A 21,638-nucleotide genomic window follows, 5' to 3' on the forward strand; every position below is an offset into this window, starting at 1 on the left:
TTTGCAGGATTATAGAAAATGGTAGCGAAATAAAATGAAAGAGGGTATTTTAAAGGGGGAGTATTTATTGGAGACACAAGAAGCTTTGAAGGCACCGGTGAAACGAAAACGACGTAAAAAGAAAATAGTGTTCACAATATTTGCCGTCTTCGCGGTTATCGCGATTCTGGCGTTTATTTTTCTCAATATGTACATAAATCGCTCAATCGCTCAGGTTGAGGGGGAGATTGAGATGCAGGGCTTGGAAAATGCGGTTACGGTTATAACCGATGAGAACGGGGTGCCTCACATAAACGCAGATAATGCACATGATTTGTACATGGCACAAGGCTATATTCAGGCAAACAGCCGAATGTTTCAGATGGAAATGTCACGGCGGCAGGCTTCGGGCACATTAAGCGAGGTTGTCGGCGAGGCCTCTGTGGAACAGGACAAATTTTTTCGAACACTTGGCTTAAGACGGGCGGCTGAAGCGTCGTATGATATCTATACCGAAGAAAGTAAGCAAGTTTTGCAATGGTTTGCGGATGGCGTGAATGCGTATATCGGTGAGGCAAAAGCTTCAAATAGCCTGCCGGTCGAATTCACACTGATTGGATCAGAGCCTGAGCAATGGACACCAATTGATTCACTGACAATTGGCAAGTATATGGCGTTTGATCTGGGCGGTCATTGGGAGCGTCAGGCCTTTAACTATTATGTTTTAAATAATCTTCCTAAAGAAAAAGCATATGAACTTTTTCCGTTCTACCCGGAGAATAAACCGACAATTATTGGAGAAGGCGAGGTGGATGTAGCGGTAAGTTTTAAAGATGCTGTCATCCCGCATGCTTTTAATGGAAGTAATAATTGGGTTGTAAGCGGCGAGAAAACCCAATCGGGTCTGCCACTACTGGCAAATGACCCGCATCTTGGTTTGGCAACACCTTCAATTTGGTATCAAATGCACTTATCATCGCCATCAATGAATGTGAGTGGTGTAATTTTTGCCGGTGTTCCTGGAATAATACTCGGTCATAATGAATCAATAGCCTGGGGTGTCACCAATACCGGACCCGACGTTCAGCAATTATACGTCGAAAAGCAAAACCCCGAACAGCCGCATGAATTTTTATACGAGAATAAATGGGAAAAAGCTAAGGTGATTGAAGAACCGATTAAAGTGAAAGACAACAAACCAATTGATTATCAGGTTGTGGAGACGCGGCATGGACCGGTGATTTCTGAGTTTGCCGAAGAGTCTTCCGGTGATACCGTTATGTCGCTTCAATGGACGGCATTGGAGGCGACGACAGAGCTTGAGGCGATTTTGGAGATCAACCAGGCGTCAGATTGGCATGAATTTGAGCAAGGACTGGAAAAATTTCTCGCCCCGGCGCAAAATTTTGTGTTTGCCGGAAAAGATGGGACAATAGCTTATAAAGCGAATGGCAATATCCCAATTTATAACAACGGTGAGGATGCGCTGTTACCGCTTGAAGGCTGGAATAAGGAAAATGAATGGCGCGGCTATATACCATTTGCTGAACTCCCGACGGTTATTAATCCTGACAAAGGCTTTATCGCTACCGCCAATAATAAAATTGCAACTGACAATTACCCGTATCACATCAGCAATGTCTGGGCACAGCCATACAGATACGAACGTATTTCTGAAGTTCTTTCAAAGGGCGAGGATTTGACTGTTGAAGACATGAAAGCGTTGCAAATGGACCAGACCAATTTGCAGGCACGCGAATTTGTACCAGTGTTTCTGGATACCCTTGAAAACGCAAATCTAAGTGAAGAACAGCATGATGCGCTGAAATTATTGTCCGATTGGGATTACACCGACGTTAAGGATGCTCCCCAGCCACTGATATTTCACCGCTGGATGGACGAAATTGAATCGATATTATATGATGAATTACCAGATGACATGATGGACTTGTTTGGCGGCAAGGGTCAGACAACCGATGAACTGCTGAGGGCTGGCGATGAGTCAATCTGGATAAGGGAAAATGACGGCATGCAAGAAGTCCTTAAAACATCGCTGCATAAGACAGTGCGTGTGTTGAGCGATGAGTATGGCAGTACCATGAAAGATTGGCGGTGGGGTGACTATCATCAGGTTCAATTTGATCATCCGCTATCGGGGGTCAGTCCAATTCTTGCATTCTTTTTCAATCGTGAAATCCCAATACCGGTGGGCGGCAGCAGTGTCACACCGATGGCAGCGAGCTATAATGCCGAAACGGGAATTGTAAATCACGGCGCCTCTTGGCGGTTTGTCATCGATACAGCTGAGGCGAAAAGCTATCAACTGGTAGGCCCAGGCCAGGCGGGTCATTTCAGAAGCGAGTGGTACCATGACCAGATGGGTGATTGGGCAAAAGGAGCCTATCATGTGACGCGGCTTGACGAAAATGATGGAATGAAATTACAACTGACACCAAACAGATAAAGGAGTCGATTCAGTATGACAAAACAGGATAATGCCAAAAAATTAGCAGGCGAAGCATCACTCACACACGTTGAAAATGGTATGACAATAGGGCTTGGCTCAGGGTCGACCGTTTATTGGATGATGCGAAAGCTGGGAGAACATATAAAAGAAGGGCTTAACGTTAAAGGGATTGCCTCCTCAAGGCAAACTGAAACTTGGGCAGCGGAATTTGGCGTACCTCTGACGAACTTCCATGAGACTCAGCACATTGATGTTGCGATCGATGGGGCTGATGAAGTTGATGAAGCGTGGAATCTAATTAAAGGCGGCGGCGGTGCACTTGTCAGGGAAAAAGTCATTGCAGATGCAGCCGAAAAATTTGTGGTCATTGCAGATGAATCGAAACTCGTTTCACGTTTAGGCGATTTTCATCTGCCGGTGGAAATTTTGCCATTTGGATGGGAAGTAACGGCAGAGCGAATTGCCCACCTCGGCGGCAGGACGGTCTTGCGAAAGAGAGACGGTGAAGCTTTTGTCTCTGATAACGGCAATTATATTGTTGATTGTGACTTTGGCATTATAACTGACGCGGAAAAGCTTCATAAACAATTAAAGCTGCTGACAGGTGTTGTCGAAACCGGCCTGTTCATCAATATGGCTGATGAGGTCATTGCCGGATATGCTGATAAAGCAAAATCATTAAAACGGTAAGTTATGATGGACGCAGCATGAATGATTGCCTTATTCCTGATACAATAGATGTAGAATTTAATTTGTCAAAGAATGAGGTAACACGTACCGATGAGTCGAATTATGGATATTTATAAACAATTGCAGAAAATGGGCGCAAACGGTGCAACTGCTGCGGAAATAGGCGATATCATGCAAATTAATCGTTCAACAGCCAGCCGTTATTTAAACGATCTTGTAAAAGCCAGGCGTGTGATTAAAAAACCGGGGAAACCTGTGAGGTATGCGGTAACACAGTCTGCATATGAGGATCGCGCAGAAAGTCATATTATCGGGTCCGGCGAAAGTCTTCAGCCACTCCTGGAAACCGGTTTGGCCGCCTTTTTGTATCCGGTCAGACCGCTTCCGATTCTCTTAACGGGTGAAACAGGTACGGGAAAGTCATATTTGGCTGAAAAACTGTCCGATATGGCAATTGAGAACACAAAGGATAATAAAGATGCGCCGTTTATTGCTTTTAATTGTGCCGATTATGCGCAAAATCCGGAACTGCTTGTCGGTCAAATCTTCGGTATTAAAGAAGGCGCATTCACCGGAGCGGATGAGGATAAAATCGGTCTGGTGGAACAGGCAAACGGTGGCATTTTGTTCTTGGATGAAATTCACCGACTCCCTCCATCGGGTCAGGAGATGCTGTTTTATTTGATGGATAAAGGTGTCTATCACAGGCTTGGCGAAGCAACGAAAGAACGCCGGGCGGAAGTGGCTCTGATTGGGGCCACTACTGAGGATTCTGAATCTTATTTGCTCTCGACACTTCTGAGGCGATTTTCTGTAAAACTCGATGTACCCCCGCTAAGGGAACGGACGACGGCGGAACGCGAGGCACTCATTGATTATTTTTTGAGCGAAGAAGCAGCGAAAATGAAAACCGAGCTTTCGATTGAAGAAACGTGCCGCCAAGCTTTCGTTACCTACGAATGTCCCGGAAACATCGGCCAGCTGAAAAGTGATATTCAAATTGCCTGTGCTCACGCGTATTTACGGTTTTTGAACGATGAAAATAACAAAGTGCTCGTTAAACTTGAGGATTTTCCGGGCAACGATCCTATAAAAACAGCCAATAATGAGCAAAACATAACCGCTTTCAAAATTAAAACAAACCGTGCCTCCGGACCATCTGCTCACTTGTTTCCGAATATTTATGAACGGCTAGATTCCGAAAATAAGCATAATCAAAACAGTGATAACGATGACCTGCAAAAAGTTGTTATAAATTATATACGGGACTTAATGAAAGAGTATCAGCACCCTTCTTTTTCCAGCTGGCGGGATCTTATTGATCATGATTTGTTTCAGGTACTTCAGAACACACAAGATCACTTAAATGCAATCGTGCCGCATGAAATTCATAAGAGCCAGCTATATATAATTGGCTTGCATTTACAAAATTATCGTAACCATCTGCAGCAAAATGTGAAAAAAGATCCTATACCAGCCATGGTTCATCCGAACGCAGCATATCGTCAGGCTGCACATCAGCTGGCCTCACAACTTCAGGCAGAGTTGGGAATGATTTTGCCGCATGAAGAAATTGAACTGATGGCGCATTTTCTTGCACCGGAGCAGCATAAGGCATCAGATTTAACCATTGAGCAGGAATTGGCGGTTATACTTGTGACACATGGAAAATCGACTGCTTCCTCCATGGCAGAAGTGACCAACTATTTACTTGGTAATAATGTCATCATTGCAATTGATATGCCGATGGATATATCAGCAGAAGAAACCTATGATCGTGTGAAAGAGACGATAAACAATCTGATGGGAATCCGAGGGGCTCTGCTGCTGGTTGATATAGGATCGTTAATAACAATGGGGGATACAATCCAGCATGAATTAAATGTCCCGGTCAAAACGTTATCAAGTGTCAATTTGCCAATGGTTATGGCGGCCGGCAGACAGTCGCTGATTTCTGATCAGACCCTGGGCGGTATGTATGATGAGGCAAAAGCTGCGCTAATGAAGTTTACTGAAAAAGATCAGCAAGAAAACAGTATCCAGAAGAAACGTCTGATCGCGACAGTGTGTTTTACCGGGGAAGGCGCAGCTCAGCTGTTGGAATCGTGGCTGGAAGATCAGCTTTCAACGGTCGATCAGGATGTATTAATCCGTTCAGTAAGAATAGATCCTGTCACAAAGGATACGTCAGTCTTAACGGAGTTGGCAGATTACTATGAGGTTATTGCCATTATCGGTACTGTTCCGGTAACCATTGAAGGGATACCGTATATACCCGCTTGGGAGCTTCTTCAGAATGAAGGTATCTCCCGAATGCAAAAACTGCTGGAGATTACAAGGAAGTCGGCTGTTCCCCAGCTTGATGACTACGTTTCCGGTGATGAGATATATGAACTGATTATCCGGGGCCTTCAAGAAATCATAACGTATTTTAATCCCAAGACGATGGCAGATCTGCTAAAAAAATATATGCCGCCTATCCGCGGTCACTACGGTTGGGACAGCAACCGCGAACTTGGCATGTGGATGCATATCGGCAGTATGATTGACCGAATTCTGGCTGCAACATTAAAAGACCAAAGTGACGAATTCCTGTCGTCGGTGCCTTTGGATAATACGACAATTCTTTCAGAAAGAGAATTTGAAATCTGGAATCCGCTATTTGAACAACTTAATAAAACGTTTCATATTGAGCTTGCGGATGATATAAAACGCGAGGTAGTGAAACTTTCCAGGTGAATGTGTGCAAAATACTTTGCACACATTTTTTCTGTTGCATTTTCTGATTTGCCGGAGATGCGTTATCCCTTGACAAGTGTGTGCTGAACGCGTTCATTCTCTTTTTTTGGAGTCATTGGCATGTTTTTTGCATAACAAAGGTAGATGCAGATCCACTGCAATTTGGTGCATGGAAGTTTCCTTAACTCGGAAACTGCATAAATAGATTGGAGGGATAGGATGAACAAATTGAAACGATTTTTTATCACGTACGCAACGGTCTTTGCACTGATCTGGATTAGCTATGGTCTTTTTTCAGTCTTAACCGGCAAACCGTCAGCTAGTCTCATCCTAGGGTATGGTATTGCATTTTCGATTGTTATTTTTGCTGCATCATGGTTTTCCTATTGGCTGATGGGCCACTATAAAAAAGTCGATCAGATGGCTAAGGAGATTCTAACTAAAAAATAAATTTTAAAAGGAGCGATTTATTATGGCAGATCAAACAAAAGTTATTATTCTATGCAGCTGGGGTGCGACATCAAGTCAACTGGCGAAGAAAGTACAGGAAGCAGCGGAAAAACGAGGTCTTGACGTTGAAGCTTTCGCCGGCGGTACAGGCGAATTTAAAGAGAAAGCAAGTCAATATGATGTTGCGCTTCTCGAACCGCAAGTCCGGCATCTTAAAAAGGAAGTATCAAAGGTGGCGGACGAACATGATATTCCAATGGAACTAGTCGATCAGCGTGCTTTCGCTTTAATGGATGGTGAAAAAGTTCTGGATCAAATTCTGAAATTAAAGAAATAATGGGGGGATAAATTGTCATGAACATGGTTGAATGGATGGAAGATAAATTAATGGAGCCATTGGGCAAAATTGCTCAAAATAAATACCTGCAGTCAATTCGTGATGCATTTGTCATTTTTGCGTTGCCGGTCATTATTACGGGTGCGATCTTTCTGATTATTGCCAACCCGCCAACGTCACTTGATTGGGGTATTATCAATGCGTGGGAAAATGCGATTGAACCGATTCAGGGACAAATTTTGTTTCCTTTTAATTTAACGTTTGGCATTATGGCTTTAACGGTGGCATTTGGTGTCGGGTACAGCCTGGCTACCCGGCACGACATGGATGCGGCTATGGCTGGTATATTATCAATGCTTGCGTTTCTTATGACAGCATTTCCGGTGACAGATATTACACAGGTCCCGTTCGGTGATATTCTGAATTACCTCGGCGGTCAGGGGTTATTTGTGGCCATCATTTTAGGTATTTTAACAACCGAAGCGATGCGTTTTCTGATTAATAAGGGCGTTGCTTTTGAAATGCCCGCGGGAGTGCCGCCGTATGTCATGCGAACCTTCCGTGCGCTCGTTCCATTCTTGCTGATACTGCCTGCTGTATGGGCGTTGCAATGGATTGTCTGGTCAAACCTTGGTGTTACGATCCCTCAGGCAGTTCTTGACTTATTCAGCCCGCTGGTAAGTGCGTCAAACTCTTATTGGGCTGCGCTCGGGATGATTCTCTTGATGTTGGTGCTTTGGTCAATTGGTATTCATGGTATGAACGTTGTATCTTCTGTTGCGTACCCATTCTGGATGACGCAGATGGCTGAAAACGCTGATGCCATCAGTGCCGGAAATCCAGGCGAAGCAAATGGTATCGTCACTGAGCCATTTTTCCATATGTTTACACATATTGGGGGTTCCGGTGCAACGCTTGGTCTTGCGATATTCCTGCTGTTTGCTGCTTCAGTGCAGTTGAAGCAGGTTGGGAAAACAGCCATTATCCCATCACTTTTCAATATTAATGAGCCGTTGATTTTCGGGGTGCCAATTGTATTGAACCCGCTTCTGATTATTCCATTTGTGCTGGGCCCGGTCGTTATTGTTACGATTAACTATATCTTGTTTGCTACGGGTGTTATGCCGCCGGTTATCGTACAGCCGCCATTTACCGTGCCGATTTTCTTTGGTGGTTTTATAGCGACAGGTGGTTCAGTTGTCGCCGGATTGGTACAAATTATGAACGCTGTTATAGCGGCACTCATCTATTGGCCGTTCTTCAGACAGTATGATAAACAACTGGTTAAAGAAGAACAGGCAAGCGTAGAAGCGTAAACCGAGTTTAGAGGAGTGGTAAGTATGAACTATGAAGAGACAATGACACAGTTGATTCTGCACGGCGGTAATGCCCGCGGTGCAGCATATGAAGCACTTGATGAAGCTGAAGAATATAAATTTGATGAAGCTGAAAAATTACTGGAAGAAGCAAACGACGAGTTTCTGAAAGGTCATAAGTATCAGACCGAGCTCATTCAAAGTCAGGACGAACAAGCCGTACCAAGCTTTTTCATGATTCATGCTCAAGATCATGTCATGACTGCACAGGCTGAATTACAGCTGATTAAGCGGATGATCGAACAATTGAGACAGACGGAAAAGCTTGAAAAACGGATTGAGAAACTGGAACAATAGACGAATCAGTTCGAGGGTGTGAGGGGGGAAGACAATTTCCACCCCTTTTTATTAACTTGGGGGACTTGAAAATGAAATTTGGAACTGTTGGGACAGGCTGGATAACGGAAGCTTTTATAGACGCCGCACGGGAAACAAAAGGCTTGACCCTTGCAGCCGTATATTCAAGACAAACGGACAAGGCTGAAACGTTCGCAGAAAAACATAACGCAGATTTTGTATTCACTAACATAAAAGAAATGGCAGCAGCTGAGGAGTTGGATGCTGTCTATATTGCCTCACCAAACACATTGCATTTCGATCATGTCTTAACCTTTCTGGAACATAAGAAGCATGTCATATGTGAAAAGCCAATATTTTCCAACTTAAAGGAATGGGAAAAGGCGCATGTAACGGCTTCAAAGAATAATGTTTTTCTGTTTGAAGCGATGCGGAATCTTCACTCACCTAATTTTAAAAGCTTACAGGAAGGGCTGAAACAAATCGGTCAAGTCCGCAGTATGGTTTTGCCGTTTGTGCAGTATTCATCGCGATATGATAAATATTTGGCGGGGGAGGAGCCGAATATTTTTACAACGAAATTTTCAGGAGGCGCTCTGGTAGACCTTGGTGTTTATCCCTTATCACTTTCAGTCGGTCTATTCGGTAAACCTGATACGGCAGCTTATTTTCCTGTGAAGCTCGAGAGCGGTGTTGATGGCAGTGGTACTTTGATTTTGAAGTATCCAGAGTTCACCGGCACAATATTATGCTCAAAAATAGCCCAATCGTCAAACCATTGCGAGATTCACGGTGAAAAAGGAACGCTATTCTTTGAGAACCCGGGAAATATGTATACGCCAAGCGTTGTTATCAACGGGACTGAAGAGGAAATTAGGCTCGAGGCAGATGATCATCCAAACAACATGGTTTATGAAGCAGAAGAATTTGCCCGTATCATTGAATCTGGCGATATAGATGCATATGAATGGTTGAAACAGATCAGTTACGATGTGCTAGAGGTTACTGAAAAAGTACGAAAAGAAAATGGAATTATATTTGATAGTGAGAAAGAATGAGGGTCTCGAGAGGGGCTTTTTTCTATAGCTGTCTTCTAATAGAATATTGTTACGCCTCTAACTGGATGTAATTGCGACGTCGTGAAAATGCTTCCTTCTGATTTCGGTAAGTATGGAAAATTGCTGAAAAATTGAAATAGAATACAAACTGAATTATATTATAGCTAACAACTGTTGGAAAAGAGGATTATCATGCATATCGTCATCGCACCTGATTCCTTTAAAGGGAGTCTGACGAGTATTCAAGCTTCAGAGGTTATGAAACGGGCTGTTCAATCGGTTGACCGGCATAATCATGTTACATTAAAACCGATGGCGGACGGTGGTGAAGGGACACTGGCATCAATGCTTGTCGCAACGGGAGGACAAAGAATTACTGTGGCGTGTACAGGAGCGCTTGGGGAAACGATCCATGCTTCATATGGAATAATTCATTCCGATAAAGCCATCATTGAGTGCGCCGAAATTGCAGGTCTGATTCAGGTGCCTGAAAACAAACGGCATCCAGCTTTCACAACAACCTTTGGAATCGGTGAAGTCATTAAGGATGCACTGGACCGGGGGTGCAGGCGATTTGTGATTGCACTTGGGGGCAGTGCAACGAATGATGGCGGGTCTGGCATGCTTAAAGCACTGGGGATGAAGTCGGTGAATGCGAATGGTGACGATGCCGGGTATTTTGGTAAAGATGTTAAACATATAAGCCAAGTCAGCTTTGATGCGATCGATTCAAGACTGGCTGATGCAGATATAGAAGTGGCATGTGATGTCGACAATCCACTGCTCGGAGACAGCGGAGCGACATATGTTTATGGCCCGCAAAAAGGGTTGAAAACAAGTGAGCTGAGTCAATACGATACGGCGTTAAAACAATACGCAAATAATGTAGAAAGCGTTCTTGGTGAGCAGTTGCAGACGGTCCCCGGTTCAGGCGCTGCAGGTGGTCTTGGTTTTGCGTTGCTGGCCATTGGCGGGAGGCTTATTTCAGGTGCTGAGCTGATCGCGGATGCCATGAAACTGGAAAAAGCGGTCCAAGGTGCTGATGTGGTGTTAACAGGGGAAGGCCAGAGTGATGAGCAAACGCTTTATGGTAAAGCACCTGGCTATATTGCAGATTTGGCTCAAAAGCATCACACGACCGCTGTTTTAATTTCAGGCAGCCTGGATGGTGATGTTAGCGTCCTCCGTGAAAAGTTCTCCGGCTGCTTTTCGATTGTTAATAAACCAATGTCACTTCAGGAGTGTATGGGTCAAGCTGAAAAATTGCTGTATGAGCAGACTGCCCAAGTCATTCAATTATTGCATCAATTTCAAAGGTGATTTTAATCTAATTACGGTGGTCGAGAAGGGCCGAATTAACGGACCTTCTCAACTACAAAAGACCAAGCTGTTTAAGCCCGTAGGCAATCCCGTCTTCAGCAACGGTTGCTGTTTTATGTTTTGCATAATTAAAAAGGTCCTCAGGCGAGTTCCCCATAGCAAAACCTTCTCCGACAGCTTCAAGCATTTCTTTATCGTTCATCCCATCACCAAAGGCGATTGTCTTTTCACGCGGTACCCCAAGCAGGTGGCATATTTGTTCGACAGAATAGCCTTTATTGACATTTGTGCGCAAAATATCATACGTGTGTTCCGCTCCCGCAACATGAACGGGTGAAAGACGCAAGTTAGATTCGATTTCATATAACGAGGCTTGGTCTGGTGTTGCATCGATAACGGTCGCACTAAGGATCTTGTCGGTTATTTCAGGTGTGAACACGTCATTCTGGGTTAAATTAAAAATATCAATAAATTTATTGATATATGGTTTGGTAAGATCGGTAAAATAGTTTTTGCGATGCGTATACATAACCAGATCATTGTTATTTTCATATGCAATATTTAAAAAGCGTTCCATGTTGCTTTCAGGAATGGGTTCATTGACAATTGTTTTATCCTGATGTATCGCAAACGCGCCGTTATAAGCAATAAAAGAATGGATATCCAAGTCTTTTGCCAAACCGCTAATTTCATGCAGTGGGCGGCCGGTTGCCAGAAAAACGTCAATACCGTGTTTCTTTACAGAAGCAATCGCCTGTTTTGTAGCGTCAGAGTATGTGTGATCAGGTTTTAAAATAGTACCGTCAATATCCAGAAATAAAAGTTTGTATGTCATGTCGATCTCCTTATGGTTTATGGTCTATAAAGCATTTTAGCATATGCGATGATGGCAGGCTAATTGTTTTAGTTAAGTAAATATTAACAAGGGTAATTGGTGAGGGTTTGCGAAAACTAAGCACGAACGGATGGTTTTTCATCTGTTCAATCCCCACAAGGAGTGATCAGGTGTGGCAGCGAACAAAAATGATTTGCTTGTGACTGGAGCAGAAGATGCGATGGAAAACATGAAGCAGGAAATTGCTCAGGAATTTGGTATCCAGCCCGGAGCAGATACAACTGCACGTGAAAATGGCTCTGTGGGAGGCGAAATGGTCAAGCGAATGATCAAAATCGCCGAATCAGACATGTCCAATAGAAAGCATTAAGTGTATTGTGACATTGTCCTAGAAACAGACCGTTCTGTGCTAAAGCAGGGCGGTTTGTTTCTTGTTGATGAGCGATTATATACCTGCGTATACATTACATTTTTTATTTCGTGTGGTATTTTAATAACTATAGTCTTACGTTTATTCAGAAAAATGATTTCGGGCAGCGAATAATATATTTTGGAGGGGATTACGGTATGCAAAATCATTTTTTAATTGAACTGGATGAAGAATGGATTGTTCTCATAAAAGAGGCAAAAGCTGCCGGGCTGACTGTTGAGGAAATACGCGCGTTCTTGGTAACAGACAATCCAAAAAAGTTTTTTTTCGTATAAATGTTCTAAATAAAGAATGAATTAGAGTCTATTGAGAACAATTGAATAGGCTTTTTTTGTTTTGTAACTAATTTTATCTTCTATAAATGTAAATAATATGAGAAGATAGAGCATATATTCTTAATGGGTATGTCCATTATTCAGGAAGGGGGAATTAAAAATGGAGTTTGGAATATTTTCTTTGTTGCCTCCGGTCATCGCAATTGTACTGGCACTTATTACTCGAAATGTTATACCTGCATTATTTGCGGGAGTGTGGCTTGGAGCAACAATGATGTATGACTGGAATCCATTTATGGGTCTTTATGCAAGCTTCAGTGATTTTATTATTCCAAGTGTTGGAGACCCATGGAGTGCAACAGTATTAATCTATTGTGGACTGTTCGGTGTTCTGATCGCTTTTCTGCAAAAGACGGGCGGGGCACACGCGATTGCAAACGCCATTTCTGAAAAAGCCAAAACAGTTAGAGGCACACTCGGCTCAACAATGTTATTCGGCTTAATTGTTTTTTTTGATGATTATTTTAATGCCTTGACAGTTGGGAGTGTCATGCGTTCGGTGACAGACAAGATGCGCGTTTCCCGGGAAAAACTGGCTTATGTGGTTGACTCGACCTCCGCACCTATCAGCCTGCTGGGACCTGTTTCCACTTGGGTTGTATTTGTTATGGGGCTGATCGGAGCTCAGTACACCGAACTGGGAATATCTGAGTCAGAATACATGACATATATTTTCACAATCCCTTTTAATTTCTATGCCATTTTGGCACTTGTGCTTGTAGCTATTATCGTATTCACTAATTGGGATTTCGGGCCAATGGCGAAAGCGGAATACCGTGCCAGAACGACAGGTAATTTAATGCGTGAGGATGCCGCTCCGCCATCTGATGATGAAATGCTGGATGTCGAGATGGCTGAAGGCTACACACCTAAAATCCGGAATATGATTGTGCCGCTTGTGGTACTTATCGGAATGATTCCGCCGTTGTTTCTATGGACCGGCGGCTACCCGGAAAATGGATTTGTGACAGCATTTGGTGAAGCTGACGGTGCAACATCGATTTTGATTGCTGCTTTTGTAGCAGGGATTGTAGCGCTTTTAATGGGTATGCAGCAAAAGCTCTACACGTTCAAAGAATCGATGTCGCTCATCGTGAGTGGTTTTAGAAGCATGGTACTTGTTTACATTATTTTGGCGCTTGCCTGGTCAATTGGCAGTGTCACAACTGAACTGGGAACAGCTGAGTACATCGTAAACTTTGCTGAGCAAACAACGTCACCTGCAATCATACCGGTACTGATTTTCTTTATCGGTGCGATTGTTGCTTTTACGACAGGCACATCTTATGGAACATTTGCGATAATGATTCCTATCGCCATGCCGCTGGCCGCTTCGATGGATATATCGATGTACTTGGCTATTGCAGCAGTCTTCAGCGGCGGTATATTCGGGGATCATTGCTCGCCGATTTCGGATACCACCATCCTGTCTTCAGCGGGGTCATCGAGTGACCATATTGATCACGTTAATACCCAGATCCCCTATGCGGTCACGGCTGGCATAAGCGGCATTTTAGCATTTTTGACAGCCGGCATGATGAATTCAAGTATATTGGGGCTTATCGTTGGTGTGATAACATTAATCATCCTTGTCTTTATCTTAAATAAAGTGTGGGGGAAAAGAATTCCAGAACCGTATGAAAGAAATGCAACATAAAGAAAAGGTTCGTTTCAATTAAAAAACTGCTGGCTTTTCCAGCAGTTTTTTCTGAAATCTTCCTTTTAATTAGCATTAAATTGACTTTGTCTTTCCGAATAGATAAACTAATATATAGTTCATTAAGATATATTGAGGTGATTTCATGTTTAACTTAGCTTTGGTAATGGGCATTTCATTACTCGTTATTGTTATGATTATTAATATTATAATCACCGTGGCAACTCCTCCCGGCGGCTATGGTATTTACATACCTGCAGCTGCAATAGCGGTTGTCGGCGGCATTTTGGTTACCATTTCGGCGGCTGCTGATATTGAAATGATGGGACTTGGATTAGGTGGATGGGGCGGTGCCAGCCTCTTTGCTGCGGCACTGGCATTAATTGTCACATCAATCGTTGAATCGTACAGACATCCCTAAACGAGAAAAAAAGAGGCTGGGACAAAAAAATTAAAGTAAATGAAAAGACGAACTATTATCAGGAAGGAAAGCGGGATACTCAGCTGACCGTACTTATAGTTCGTCTTTTATATTGAAGATTTTTGGTTCGGAAGACAAAATCGGTTAGCTTGCGGTGAAAGTCTGTGGTTTTAAACGACAATTGTTACATCCGAAATGTTTTGCCATCCTCCTGTTTGACGTGACCGTCTTTCATTAGCTTGCCGAGGGCGCGCTTAAAGGCAGCTTTACTTATGTTGAAAGTTCCGCGTATATCCTCGGGATCGCTTTTATCGCTAAAATGCATAACGCCGTCGTTTACTTCAAGGTATTTAAGAATCGTTTTCGCGTCCTCGTGCATGCTGTCTTGTTTAAGCGGTCTTAGTGAAACATTCAGCGTGCCATCATCCTTCACGTCAATGACGCGTCCTTCCACCCATTCACCGAGACGAGGTTCGTGTTTGCGTTCTGTATGGTGGATAAATCCGCGATAGCCATCTTCTGAAATAAGCGCGGAACCCTCTTTGCTGGTGTGGTAAACACGACCGCCGATGGATTGATGAAGGAGGTCGCTCGGTGCAATCTGCCAATGTTTTCTAATTAAATGTTCACCAGCAGGCACCGCAATCAAGCGCCCTTTTTTATCCGTGTCCAGATTGACAAGCAGCATATCCCCTTTAGCCGGCCAAACACTTTCTATAGGCGGGAGATCTTCTTGCGATACGAGGACCTCTGTTTCGATCCCGATATCAACAAAGACACCGAGCCCGGAGACGGCCTCAACAACCTCAACCCAGTCATACACATCCACTTGGACGGCGGGAAGGTTGGTTGTGGCGAAAACATTGCCTTTGCGATTATTGTAAAGAAAAACCTCAGCTTTTTGCCCTTCAGAAAAATCGGCATCAGCCGCTTCTTTAGGCAAAAACACATCATTTTGTAACATATATCCCGATTTTGTCTCACGGATGATTTTCATCGTCTGAATTGCTCCTAGTTTCATTTTCATGCCTTCTTTCCTGTTATGTATTGGAAAAGGGGTACCCTTATTATGAAGAGTACCCCTTTGTTTTCTAAAGTAACACATAAGCTTTCATTTTATATATTTCTTTACCGCGGTCTATGTTCCACTGGGTGTTTTCTAAACTTAAGCAACGTCAGCCCTACCTGCTCTGACGTCCTTGCGGCCCCGAAGCCGCGCCAGTGTGATTAAGCATCTTCAAAAACGAACTAGCAGAATGCCAGAAATGAAGTCTTATTTTACTTCCAATTCCATAACTTTACTACATAACTTACCGGTTGTCAACTGGCTGGCATCTTCATCAAGTGAATGATAGACTGATATAAGATTGTTTAAGCAGTTATAGGCGATTGATTGTTTTAACGGAGATGTTTTTATATGGCTATATTCTTTCAGGTCGTATTGCCAATTATGGCAGTATTTGGATCTGGTTTTATTTTGCAGCGGATTCGGGTTCTTGATGTCAAGTCGCTGGCAGCAGCCTCAATTTATATATTTTTGCCTGCGCTGGTGTTTACAAATTTATATGAAGCGACCTTTAACCAAGGATACACGGTGATTGCTGTTTATGCTTTCCTGTTATTATTTGTCATGATAATCGTTATAAAATTATTTGCGAAAGCTTTCCGCTGGAGTGAATCAGTCGAAAGCGGATCGATTTTGACAACGGCGTTTATGAATGGCGGCAATTATGGTGTACCGGTTATTTTGTTCAGTGTCGGCGAAGAGGCGATGCCTTATGCTATTTTTTTAATGGTCATACAAACAATGCTAATGAACGTGTTCGGCATTTATTATGCTTCCCGCAGTACAAGCGGCTTTCTTCGGGCGTTTAAAACAATTTTTAAGATGCCTGCAACATATGCTGCCTTACTGGGGATAGGGTTCCAAATGTTGTCCGTCAATATGCCTGAATCCGTTTATTCGACACTGACCATGCTTGGTGATGCGGCGATTCCGTTAATGATGGTAATTCTGGGTATGCAGCTTGCTTCCATTACATCACTGAAGTTTGACTGGCAGGTTATTTTGTCAGCTTCAGTAACAAGAATGGTCATTTCACCGCTGCTTGCATTGCTGTTTATTTGGATTGTTCCGGTGGACTCTGTTGTTGGTGCAGTGCTTGTGATTGTTGCTGCAATGCCAAGTGCCGCTACAACGACAATATATGCAATTGAGTTCGATTCCGAACCTGACCTTGTTTCAAGTATTACGCTTGTCACCACATTAGTCAGCATTGTTACAGTTACCGTTTTACTTAATATCATCACATAACCAACTATATATGTTTCCTGACTCACCTTTCAGGGTAAGGTATGGTTAAACAGTGACTCATGAAAGGATGAATTGTATGTTACGAACGATTTTAATGGTGATAGGTGCTATTGTTGTTATAGGCTGGATTATTTCAATGCTGTAAAACGGCAGCAGAGGAGTCATTCAGAACACTGCGATTGTTATTAGAGGATGTTAAAAATACCTAATAAAATGAGCAAAAATGGAGGCAGCAAGGTTAATTGTTGTGTCCATTTTTTTGTTGAAAGGAAATGTCCCATTCTCACACCACAAAAAACCAAAATACCGCTCATCAACGCAATTGATAACGCAGTCAAAACCGGTGAATATGAAAGCATCGCTGCACCAAGTCCTGCTCCAAACGCATCGACAGCAAGCGCCGATCCAAGCAAAAATGCTTCTGAAAATGAGATGCTCCCGGACTGGTCGAGGTCTGCCTGCTGCGGTTCTTTCATGACAGTTTTGAATTGGCTCCATGTCTCTTGAGTGTATGAGGAGGACGGTATTGTTTCCTTTTTGGAGCGCAGCACGTTATATAAGCAATACACACCGATAATGAGTATAATAAATCCGCCAATATTGTCAGCGATTCCCGGTGTTATCCATGTCTTTAGTACATTGCCGATTGTCATTGCCAGATAGACGACAAGCCCGGAACAGAACATAATAACCCCAATTGCGGCAAGCGGAACATGCACACGCCTGACCCCATATGACATGCCAACACCAAACCCATCGATACTGACGCCGAAAATTAATAATATTAATCCGGTATAGTGAAGCATCGAATCATTTTCCTTTCGTAACTGTCTAACATAGTGTATGGAAATAGGAGAATGGTGTGAAAGGCGCACATATCAGGCGGATTTGTGTTACAGTATTAAGAGAAATTTTTTGAGAGAGGATTTATTTTTTTATGGGCAAAACAGTCGTATTAGCAGAAAAGCCTTCTGTCGGCCGGGATATCGCTCGAGTACTGAACTGTAACAAGAAGGGCGACGGTTTCATAGAAGGAAGCAACTATATTGTAACGTGGGCTTTAGGGCATCTTGTAACGTTGGCAGACCCGGAGGTATATGAAGATAAATGGAAAACATGGCGGCTTGATGATTTACCGATGCTGCCGGAGCGGTTAAAACTTGTTGTCATTAAGAAAACCGGCAAACAGTTCAACGCGGTCAAAACACAGCTTAACCGAAAAGATGCCAGTGATATTGTAATCGCTACGGATGCAGGCCGTGAAGGCGAGCTCGTTGCCCGTTGGATTATTGACAAAGCGCGTGTCAACAAACCTGTCAAACGGCTCTGGATTTCATCGGTTACGGATAAAGCGATCAGGGATGGCTTTAAAAATCTAAAACCGGGTAAACAATATGAAAGTCTATACGCCGCTGCTGTCGCACGTTCTGAAGCAGACTGGTATGTTGGGCTGAATGCTACACGTGCGCTTACAACGAAATATAATGCTCAGCTGTCCACCGGTCGTGTACAAACGCCGACATTGGCAATGGTGCGGACAAGGGAAAAAGAAATAAATGAATTCAAGCCACAGACATTTTACGGTATTGAAGCTAAAACAAACACGGGTATGCGTTTGACATGGCAGGATACGAACAACAACAGCCGTATTTTTTCCAAAGAAAAAGCCGAAAAAATAATCGGTCAATTGAAAAACAAACCAGCAACCGTTGCCGATGTTAATAAGTCATACAAGAAAAAACATGCACCGCAATTGTATGACCTGACCGAATTGCAGCGGGATGCCAACCGGATATTTGGTTTTTCCGGAAAACAGACACTGTCACTGATGCAAAAACTGTATGAGCAGCATAAAGTTCTTACTTATCCGCGTACAGACTCCCGTGTCCTTTCCAGTGATATAGTTCCTACACTGAAAGACCGTGTAAAAGCTGTCAATGTGGATCAGTATGCGAAGACGGCGGGAAAGCTGATGAAAAAAGAATGGAAATTGCCGAAGTCGGTTGTTAATGATACGCAAGTGTCGGATCACCATGCCATTATCCCGACAGAGGAATCGCCTGCTTTAGCCGATTTAAACGACAAAGAACGGAAGATATATGACCTCGTTGTGAAACGTTTCCTGGCGGTACTGTCGGATCCTCATGAGTTTGAACAGCTGACGATTGAGGCTGAAATCGCAGGAGAGCGTTTTACTGCCAAAGGAAAACAAATTAAGAAGCAAGGCTGGAAAGAAATATATGGTGATCATGAATCAGATGGGGAGCAGCAATTGCCGGACGTGAAAAAAGGTGCGCAGCTTTCCGATATGGACCTTCATTTAACAGCCGGTGAAACAAAACCGCCTGAACGGTTTACAGAAGGGGCCCTTTTGCAGGCAATGGAAAATCCTGTCCGTTATATGAATCAGGAAGAGAAGCATTTGGCGAAAACCATCAGTAAAACCGGCGGAATCGGAACGGTTGCAACCCGGGCTGATATCATTGAAAAATTGTTTAACAGCCAGTCAATGGAATTACGCGGTAAACACATTTTCACAACTTCGAAAGGCCGACAGCTGCTGGAACTCGTGCCTGAAGAGCTCCGTTCCCCGGCACTGACTGCTGAATGGGAGACCAAACTAAGTCAAATTGCAGAAGGCAAATTGAATAAGAAGCACTTTATCAATGAGATTAAAGGTTATACGAAAGATGTCGTCTATCAGATTAAAACGAGTGATGATAAATTTAAACATGATAATTTGACCGGAAGTAAATGCCCGGATTGCGGCAAACTGATGATGGAAATTGATAACAAAAAAGGCAAAATGCTTGTTTGCCAGGACCGTTCGTGCGGCCATAAAAAGAATATTTTTAAACGAACGAACGCACGCTGTCCGAACTGCCACAAGCGGATGGTGCTGCGCGGTGAAGGTGACGGTCAGACATTCACATGTCAGTGCGGCTTTTCTGAGAAACTGTCAGCGTTCAATAAACGAAAAGAACAGGAGAAAAACAAGAAAGTATCCAAAAAAGATGTCAATAAATATTTGAAAAAGCAGGATGACGGCTTTAAGAACAACGCACTGGCAGATGCCTTGTCCAAGTTGAAGGAATAAGTTGCCGCGGAAGCTTTTTGTTTAGTTCAATGGCTTCAATAATATTTTGGTAACGAACGCGTTAAACATGAAGCAGGATACTAAATCCAAACCGTAAATAAACAGTTCAGTAAACCGGAAACTGAACTGTTTATTTTTGCTCTGACTTTAAACAGCTTAGGCTGTTTACTGCTTTACCCAGAAAGTTTCCTGCATAATAAACAAAGAGAGCAGGCATTAAAAACGGATAATAGTTTTATAAGTGAGATTATGTTAATGTAATTAAATGATAATTCATACTTTTGATTTACATACCAAAGTGGAGGTGACATGATACATGACGAGTAAGACAGAAAAGAATAAGGGTTTCAGACAATTTTTAAATGTTATTGAACGCATTGGCAATAAACTACCTGATCCTTTCATGTTGTTTGTAACCCTTGCTGTTATAGTGGTGCTATTATCGGGATTTATTTCATTATTTGATGTGACCTTTACACAGCCCGGCAGTGATGAACAGACATCGATTAAAAACCTGCTGTCTGTTGAAGGAGTAAGATTCATGGTTACATCCGTTATTGAAAACTTTGTCGGATTTGCACCGCTCGGGATTGTTCTTACGATGATGCTTGGGGTTGGATTAGCGGATAAAGTCGGGCTGTTGGAAGCCTTTATGAAAAACACCATTCTTCGTGCTCCAAAACGATTAATCACTTATGCAGTTGTCTTTACCGGTATTCTCGGAAATCTTGCTGCAGATGCTGCTTTTGTGATTGTACCGCCGCTTGCAGCGATGGCTTTTTACAGTGTGGGAAGACATCCGCTGGCAGGTTTGGCAGCTGGATTCGCCGGTGTTGGCGCCGGTTTTACGGCCAATCTTATCGTGGCGAATACCGACAATGTTTTATCCGGGATTTCAACCGAAGTGATGCAGACCATTGAGGGTGCGCCTATTGTTACACCGGTTGATAATTGGTATTTCATGGTTGTGTCCGCACTGGTTTTGACGGCAGCCGGTGGGTTGGTAACCGAGAAAATAATTGAACCGCGGCTTGGTCAATATGCAGGAGGATTAAGTAAATCGTTTGAAGAAACGACAATAAAAGAAAAGAAAGGACTCCGAAATGCTTTTTTGGCTGCTGTCGGTTATGTGGCGTTATTGGTTCTTTTTATCGCATGGCCGGAGTCGTTATTGCGCAATGATCAAGGTGGTATGATTCCATCCCCGTTTATATCCGGTATTGTTCCAATTATTATGCTGTTTTTTATAACGGTTGGTATGGCATATGGTATCACGGTAAATAAAATTGAAGATTCGCGCTCAGTTGCTCGTTATATGGGAGAAGCTATGAAAGACATGTCAAGTTTTATCGTGCTTATTTTTGCTGTTTCCCAGTTTATTGCTTATTTCGAATGGACAAATATTGGTTCATGGCTGGCGATAACAGGTGCCTCATTGCTGGAATCGGTTAATTTGACAGGCATAACAGCCGTTGTGTTGTTTATCCTCCTAACCGCTTTATTAAATTTGTTTGTCTACAGCGGTTCGGCTCAATGGGGACTTGAGGCCCCAGTGTTTCTAAAATTGTTTTATTTTTTGGACTACCATCCGGCGTTTATTCAGGCAGCCTTTCGTGTTGCCGATTCATCCACGAATATTGTGACGCCGATGAACCCATATTTTGTCATTGTCCTGGCTTTTATGAAAGAATACGATAATAAAGCCGGATTAGGAACGTTGTTGGCGCTTATGCTGCCATACAGTCTTATATTTTTGATTCTGTGGATTAGCCTATTTTTAATTTTTGTGTTGCTTGGCATACCATTTGGTCCGGGGATCACTGTTCATGTATAAAA

General features: G+C 43.1%; 19 protein-coding genes. 16 read left to right on the forward strand and 3 right to left on the reverse strand.

Annotated features, from left to right (window positions below; genetic code table 11):
- Positions 1–34 precede the first annotated feature (34 nt).
- From BMZ22_RS13370 to BMZ22_RS13410, 9 genes are all read left to right on the forward strand, one after another.
- Positions 35–2,443 (forward strand): penicillin acylase family protein, encoded by a 2,409-nt coding sequence (locus BMZ22_RS13370; protein WP_090086445.1) that lies wholly within the window; start codon positions 35–37, stop codon positions 2,441–2,443.
- Between the two features lie 15 nt (positions 2,444–2,458).
- Positions 2,459–3,136 carry a ribose-5-phosphate isomerase RpiA gene (gene rpiA / locus BMZ22_RS13375; protein WP_090086448.1) on the forward strand — a complete coding sequence of 226 codons (678 nt, stop codon included), beginning with the start codon at positions 2,459–2,461 and terminating at the stop codon, positions 3,134–3,136.
- Positions 3,137–3,226: 90 nt separating this feature from the next.
- Positions 3,227–5,875 (forward strand): sigma 54-interacting transcriptional regulator, encoded by a 2,649-nt coding sequence (locus tag BMZ22_RS13380; RefSeq protein WP_090086450.1) that lies wholly within the window; start codon positions 3,227–3,229, stop codon positions 5,873–5,875.
- A 219-nt stretch (positions 5,876–6,094) separates the two neighbouring features.
- Positions 6,095–6,325 (forward strand): hypothetical protein, encoded by a 231-nt coding sequence (locus BMZ22_RS13385; protein WP_090086452.1) that lies wholly within the window; start codon positions 6,095–6,097, stop codon positions 6,323–6,325.
- 22 nt (positions 6,326–6,347) lie between these two features.
- Entirely contained in the window at positions 6,348–6,662 is a 315-nt protein-coding gene (locus tag BMZ22_RS13390; protein WP_090086454.1) for a PTS sugar transporter subunit IIB, read from the forward strand.
- Between the two features lie 17 nt (positions 6,663–6,679).
- Entirely contained in the window at positions 6,680–7,978 is a 1,299-nt protein-coding gene (locus BMZ22_RS13395) for a PTS sugar transporter subunit IIC (RefSeq protein ID WP_245745429.1), read from the forward strand.
- Positions 7,979–8,002: 24 nt separating this feature from the next.
- Entirely contained in the window at positions 8,003–8,335 is a 333-nt protein-coding gene (locus BMZ22_RS13400; protein WP_090086456.1) for a PTS lactose/cellobiose transporter subunit IIA, read from the forward strand.
- A 71-nt stretch (positions 8,336–8,406) separates the two neighbouring features.
- Entirely contained in the window at positions 8,407–9,393 is a 987-nt protein-coding gene (locus tag BMZ22_RS13405; RefSeq protein WP_090086458.1) for a Gfo/Idh/MocA family protein, read from the forward strand.
- A gap of 192 nt (positions 9,394–9,585) precedes the next feature.
- Entirely contained in the window at positions 9,586–10,713 is a 1,128-nt protein-coding gene (locus BMZ22_RS13410) for a glycerate kinase (RefSeq protein WP_090086460.1), read from the forward strand.
- 52 nt (positions 10,714–10,765) lie between these two features.
- Here the strand turns inward: BMZ22_RS13410 and BMZ22_RS13415 are convergent, their stop codons facing one another.
- Complete coding sequence (locus tag BMZ22_RS13415) at positions 10,766–11,548, reverse strand: HAD family hydrolase (RefSeq protein ID WP_090086462.1); 783 nt, start codon at positions 11,546–11,548, stop codon at positions 10,766–10,768.
- Positions 11,549–11,720: 172 nt separating this feature from the next.
- Here BMZ22_RS13415 and BMZ22_RS13420 point away from each other — a divergent pair, with 172 nt between their 5' ends.
- The 4 genes from BMZ22_RS13420 to BMZ22_RS13435 all read left to right on the forward strand — a co-directional run bounded on the left by BMZ22_RS13420 (position 11,721) and on the right by BMZ22_RS13435 (position 14,391).
- On the forward strand, positions 11,721–11,918 hold the full coding sequence (locus BMZ22_RS13420) for an alpha/beta-type small acid-soluble spore protein (RefSeq protein WP_090086464.1): 198 nt from the start codon (positions 11,721–11,723) through the stop codon (positions 11,916–11,918).
- A 197-nt stretch (positions 11,919–12,115) separates the two neighbouring features.
- Positions 12,116–12,253: an anti-repressor SinI family protein gene (locus tag BMZ22_RS13425; RefSeq protein ID WP_090086466.1), complete on the forward strand. Its 138-nt coding sequence runs from the start codon at positions 12,116–12,118 to the stop codon at positions 12,251–12,253.
- Positions 12,254–12,413: 160 nt separating this feature from the next.
- Positions 12,414–13,970, forward strand: coding sequence for a Na+/H+ antiporter NhaC family protein (locus BMZ22_RS13430; protein ID WP_090086468.1), 1,557 nt, complete (start codon positions 12,414–12,416; stop codon positions 13,968–13,970).
- A 145-nt stretch (positions 13,971–14,115) separates the two neighbouring features.
- The gene (locus tag BMZ22_RS13435; RefSeq protein WP_090086470.1) at positions 14,116–14,391 is read left to right on the forward strand and encodes a hypothetical protein; all 276 of its coding nucleotides are present in this window, start codon (positions 14,116–14,118) and stop codon (positions 14,389–14,391) included.
- A 184-nt stretch (positions 14,392–14,575) separates the two neighbouring features.
- Here BMZ22_RS13435 and BMZ22_RS13440 read toward each other — a convergent pair whose 3' ends face one another.
- Positions 14,576–15,412, reverse strand: coding sequence for a CvfB family protein (locus BMZ22_RS13440; protein ID WP_090086472.1), 837 nt, complete (start codon positions 15,410–15,412; stop codon positions 14,576–14,578).
- Positions 15,413–15,808: 396 nt separating this feature from the next.
- Between BMZ22_RS13440 and BMZ22_RS13445 the strand changes: the two genes are divergently transcribed.
- The gene (locus BMZ22_RS13445) at positions 15,809–16,705 is read left to right on the forward strand and encodes an AEC family transporter (RefSeq protein WP_090086474.1); all 897 of its coding nucleotides are present in this window, start codon (positions 15,809–15,811) and stop codon (positions 16,703–16,705) included.
- Positions 16,706–16,890: 185 nt separating this feature from the next.
- Here the strand turns inward: BMZ22_RS13445 and ytaF are convergent, their stop codons facing one another.
- On the reverse strand, positions 16,891–17,511 hold the full coding sequence (gene ytaF, locus BMZ22_RS13450) for a sporulation membrane protein YtaF (protein ID WP_090086476.1): 621 nt from the start codon (positions 17,509–17,511) through the stop codon (positions 16,891–16,893).
- Between the two features lie 131 nt (positions 17,512–17,642).
- Here ytaF and BMZ22_RS13455 point away from each other — a divergent pair, with 131 nt between their 5' ends.
- Together BMZ22_RS13455 and BMZ22_RS13460 are read left to right on the forward strand one after the other, a co-directional pair.
- The gene (locus BMZ22_RS13455) at positions 17,643–19,802 is read left to right on the forward strand and encodes a DNA topoisomerase III (RefSeq protein ID WP_090086478.1); all 2,160 of its coding nucleotides are present in this window, start codon (positions 17,643–17,645) and stop codon (positions 19,800–19,802) included.
- A gap of 316 nt (positions 19,803–20,118) precedes the next feature.
- Positions 20,119–21,636 carry an AbgT family transporter gene (locus tag BMZ22_RS13460; RefSeq protein ID WP_090086480.1) on the forward strand — a complete coding sequence of 506 codons (1,518 nt, stop codon included), beginning with the start codon at positions 20,119–20,121 and terminating at the stop codon, positions 21,634–21,636.
- Positions 21,637–21,638: the final 2 nt, after the last annotated feature.

Origin of the sequence: Lentibacillus persicus, from assembly GCF_900112705.1 — a bacterium.
GTDB classification, from domain to species: Bacteria; Bacillota; Bacilli; order Bacillales; family Amphibacillaceae; genus Lentibacillus; species Lentibacillus persicus.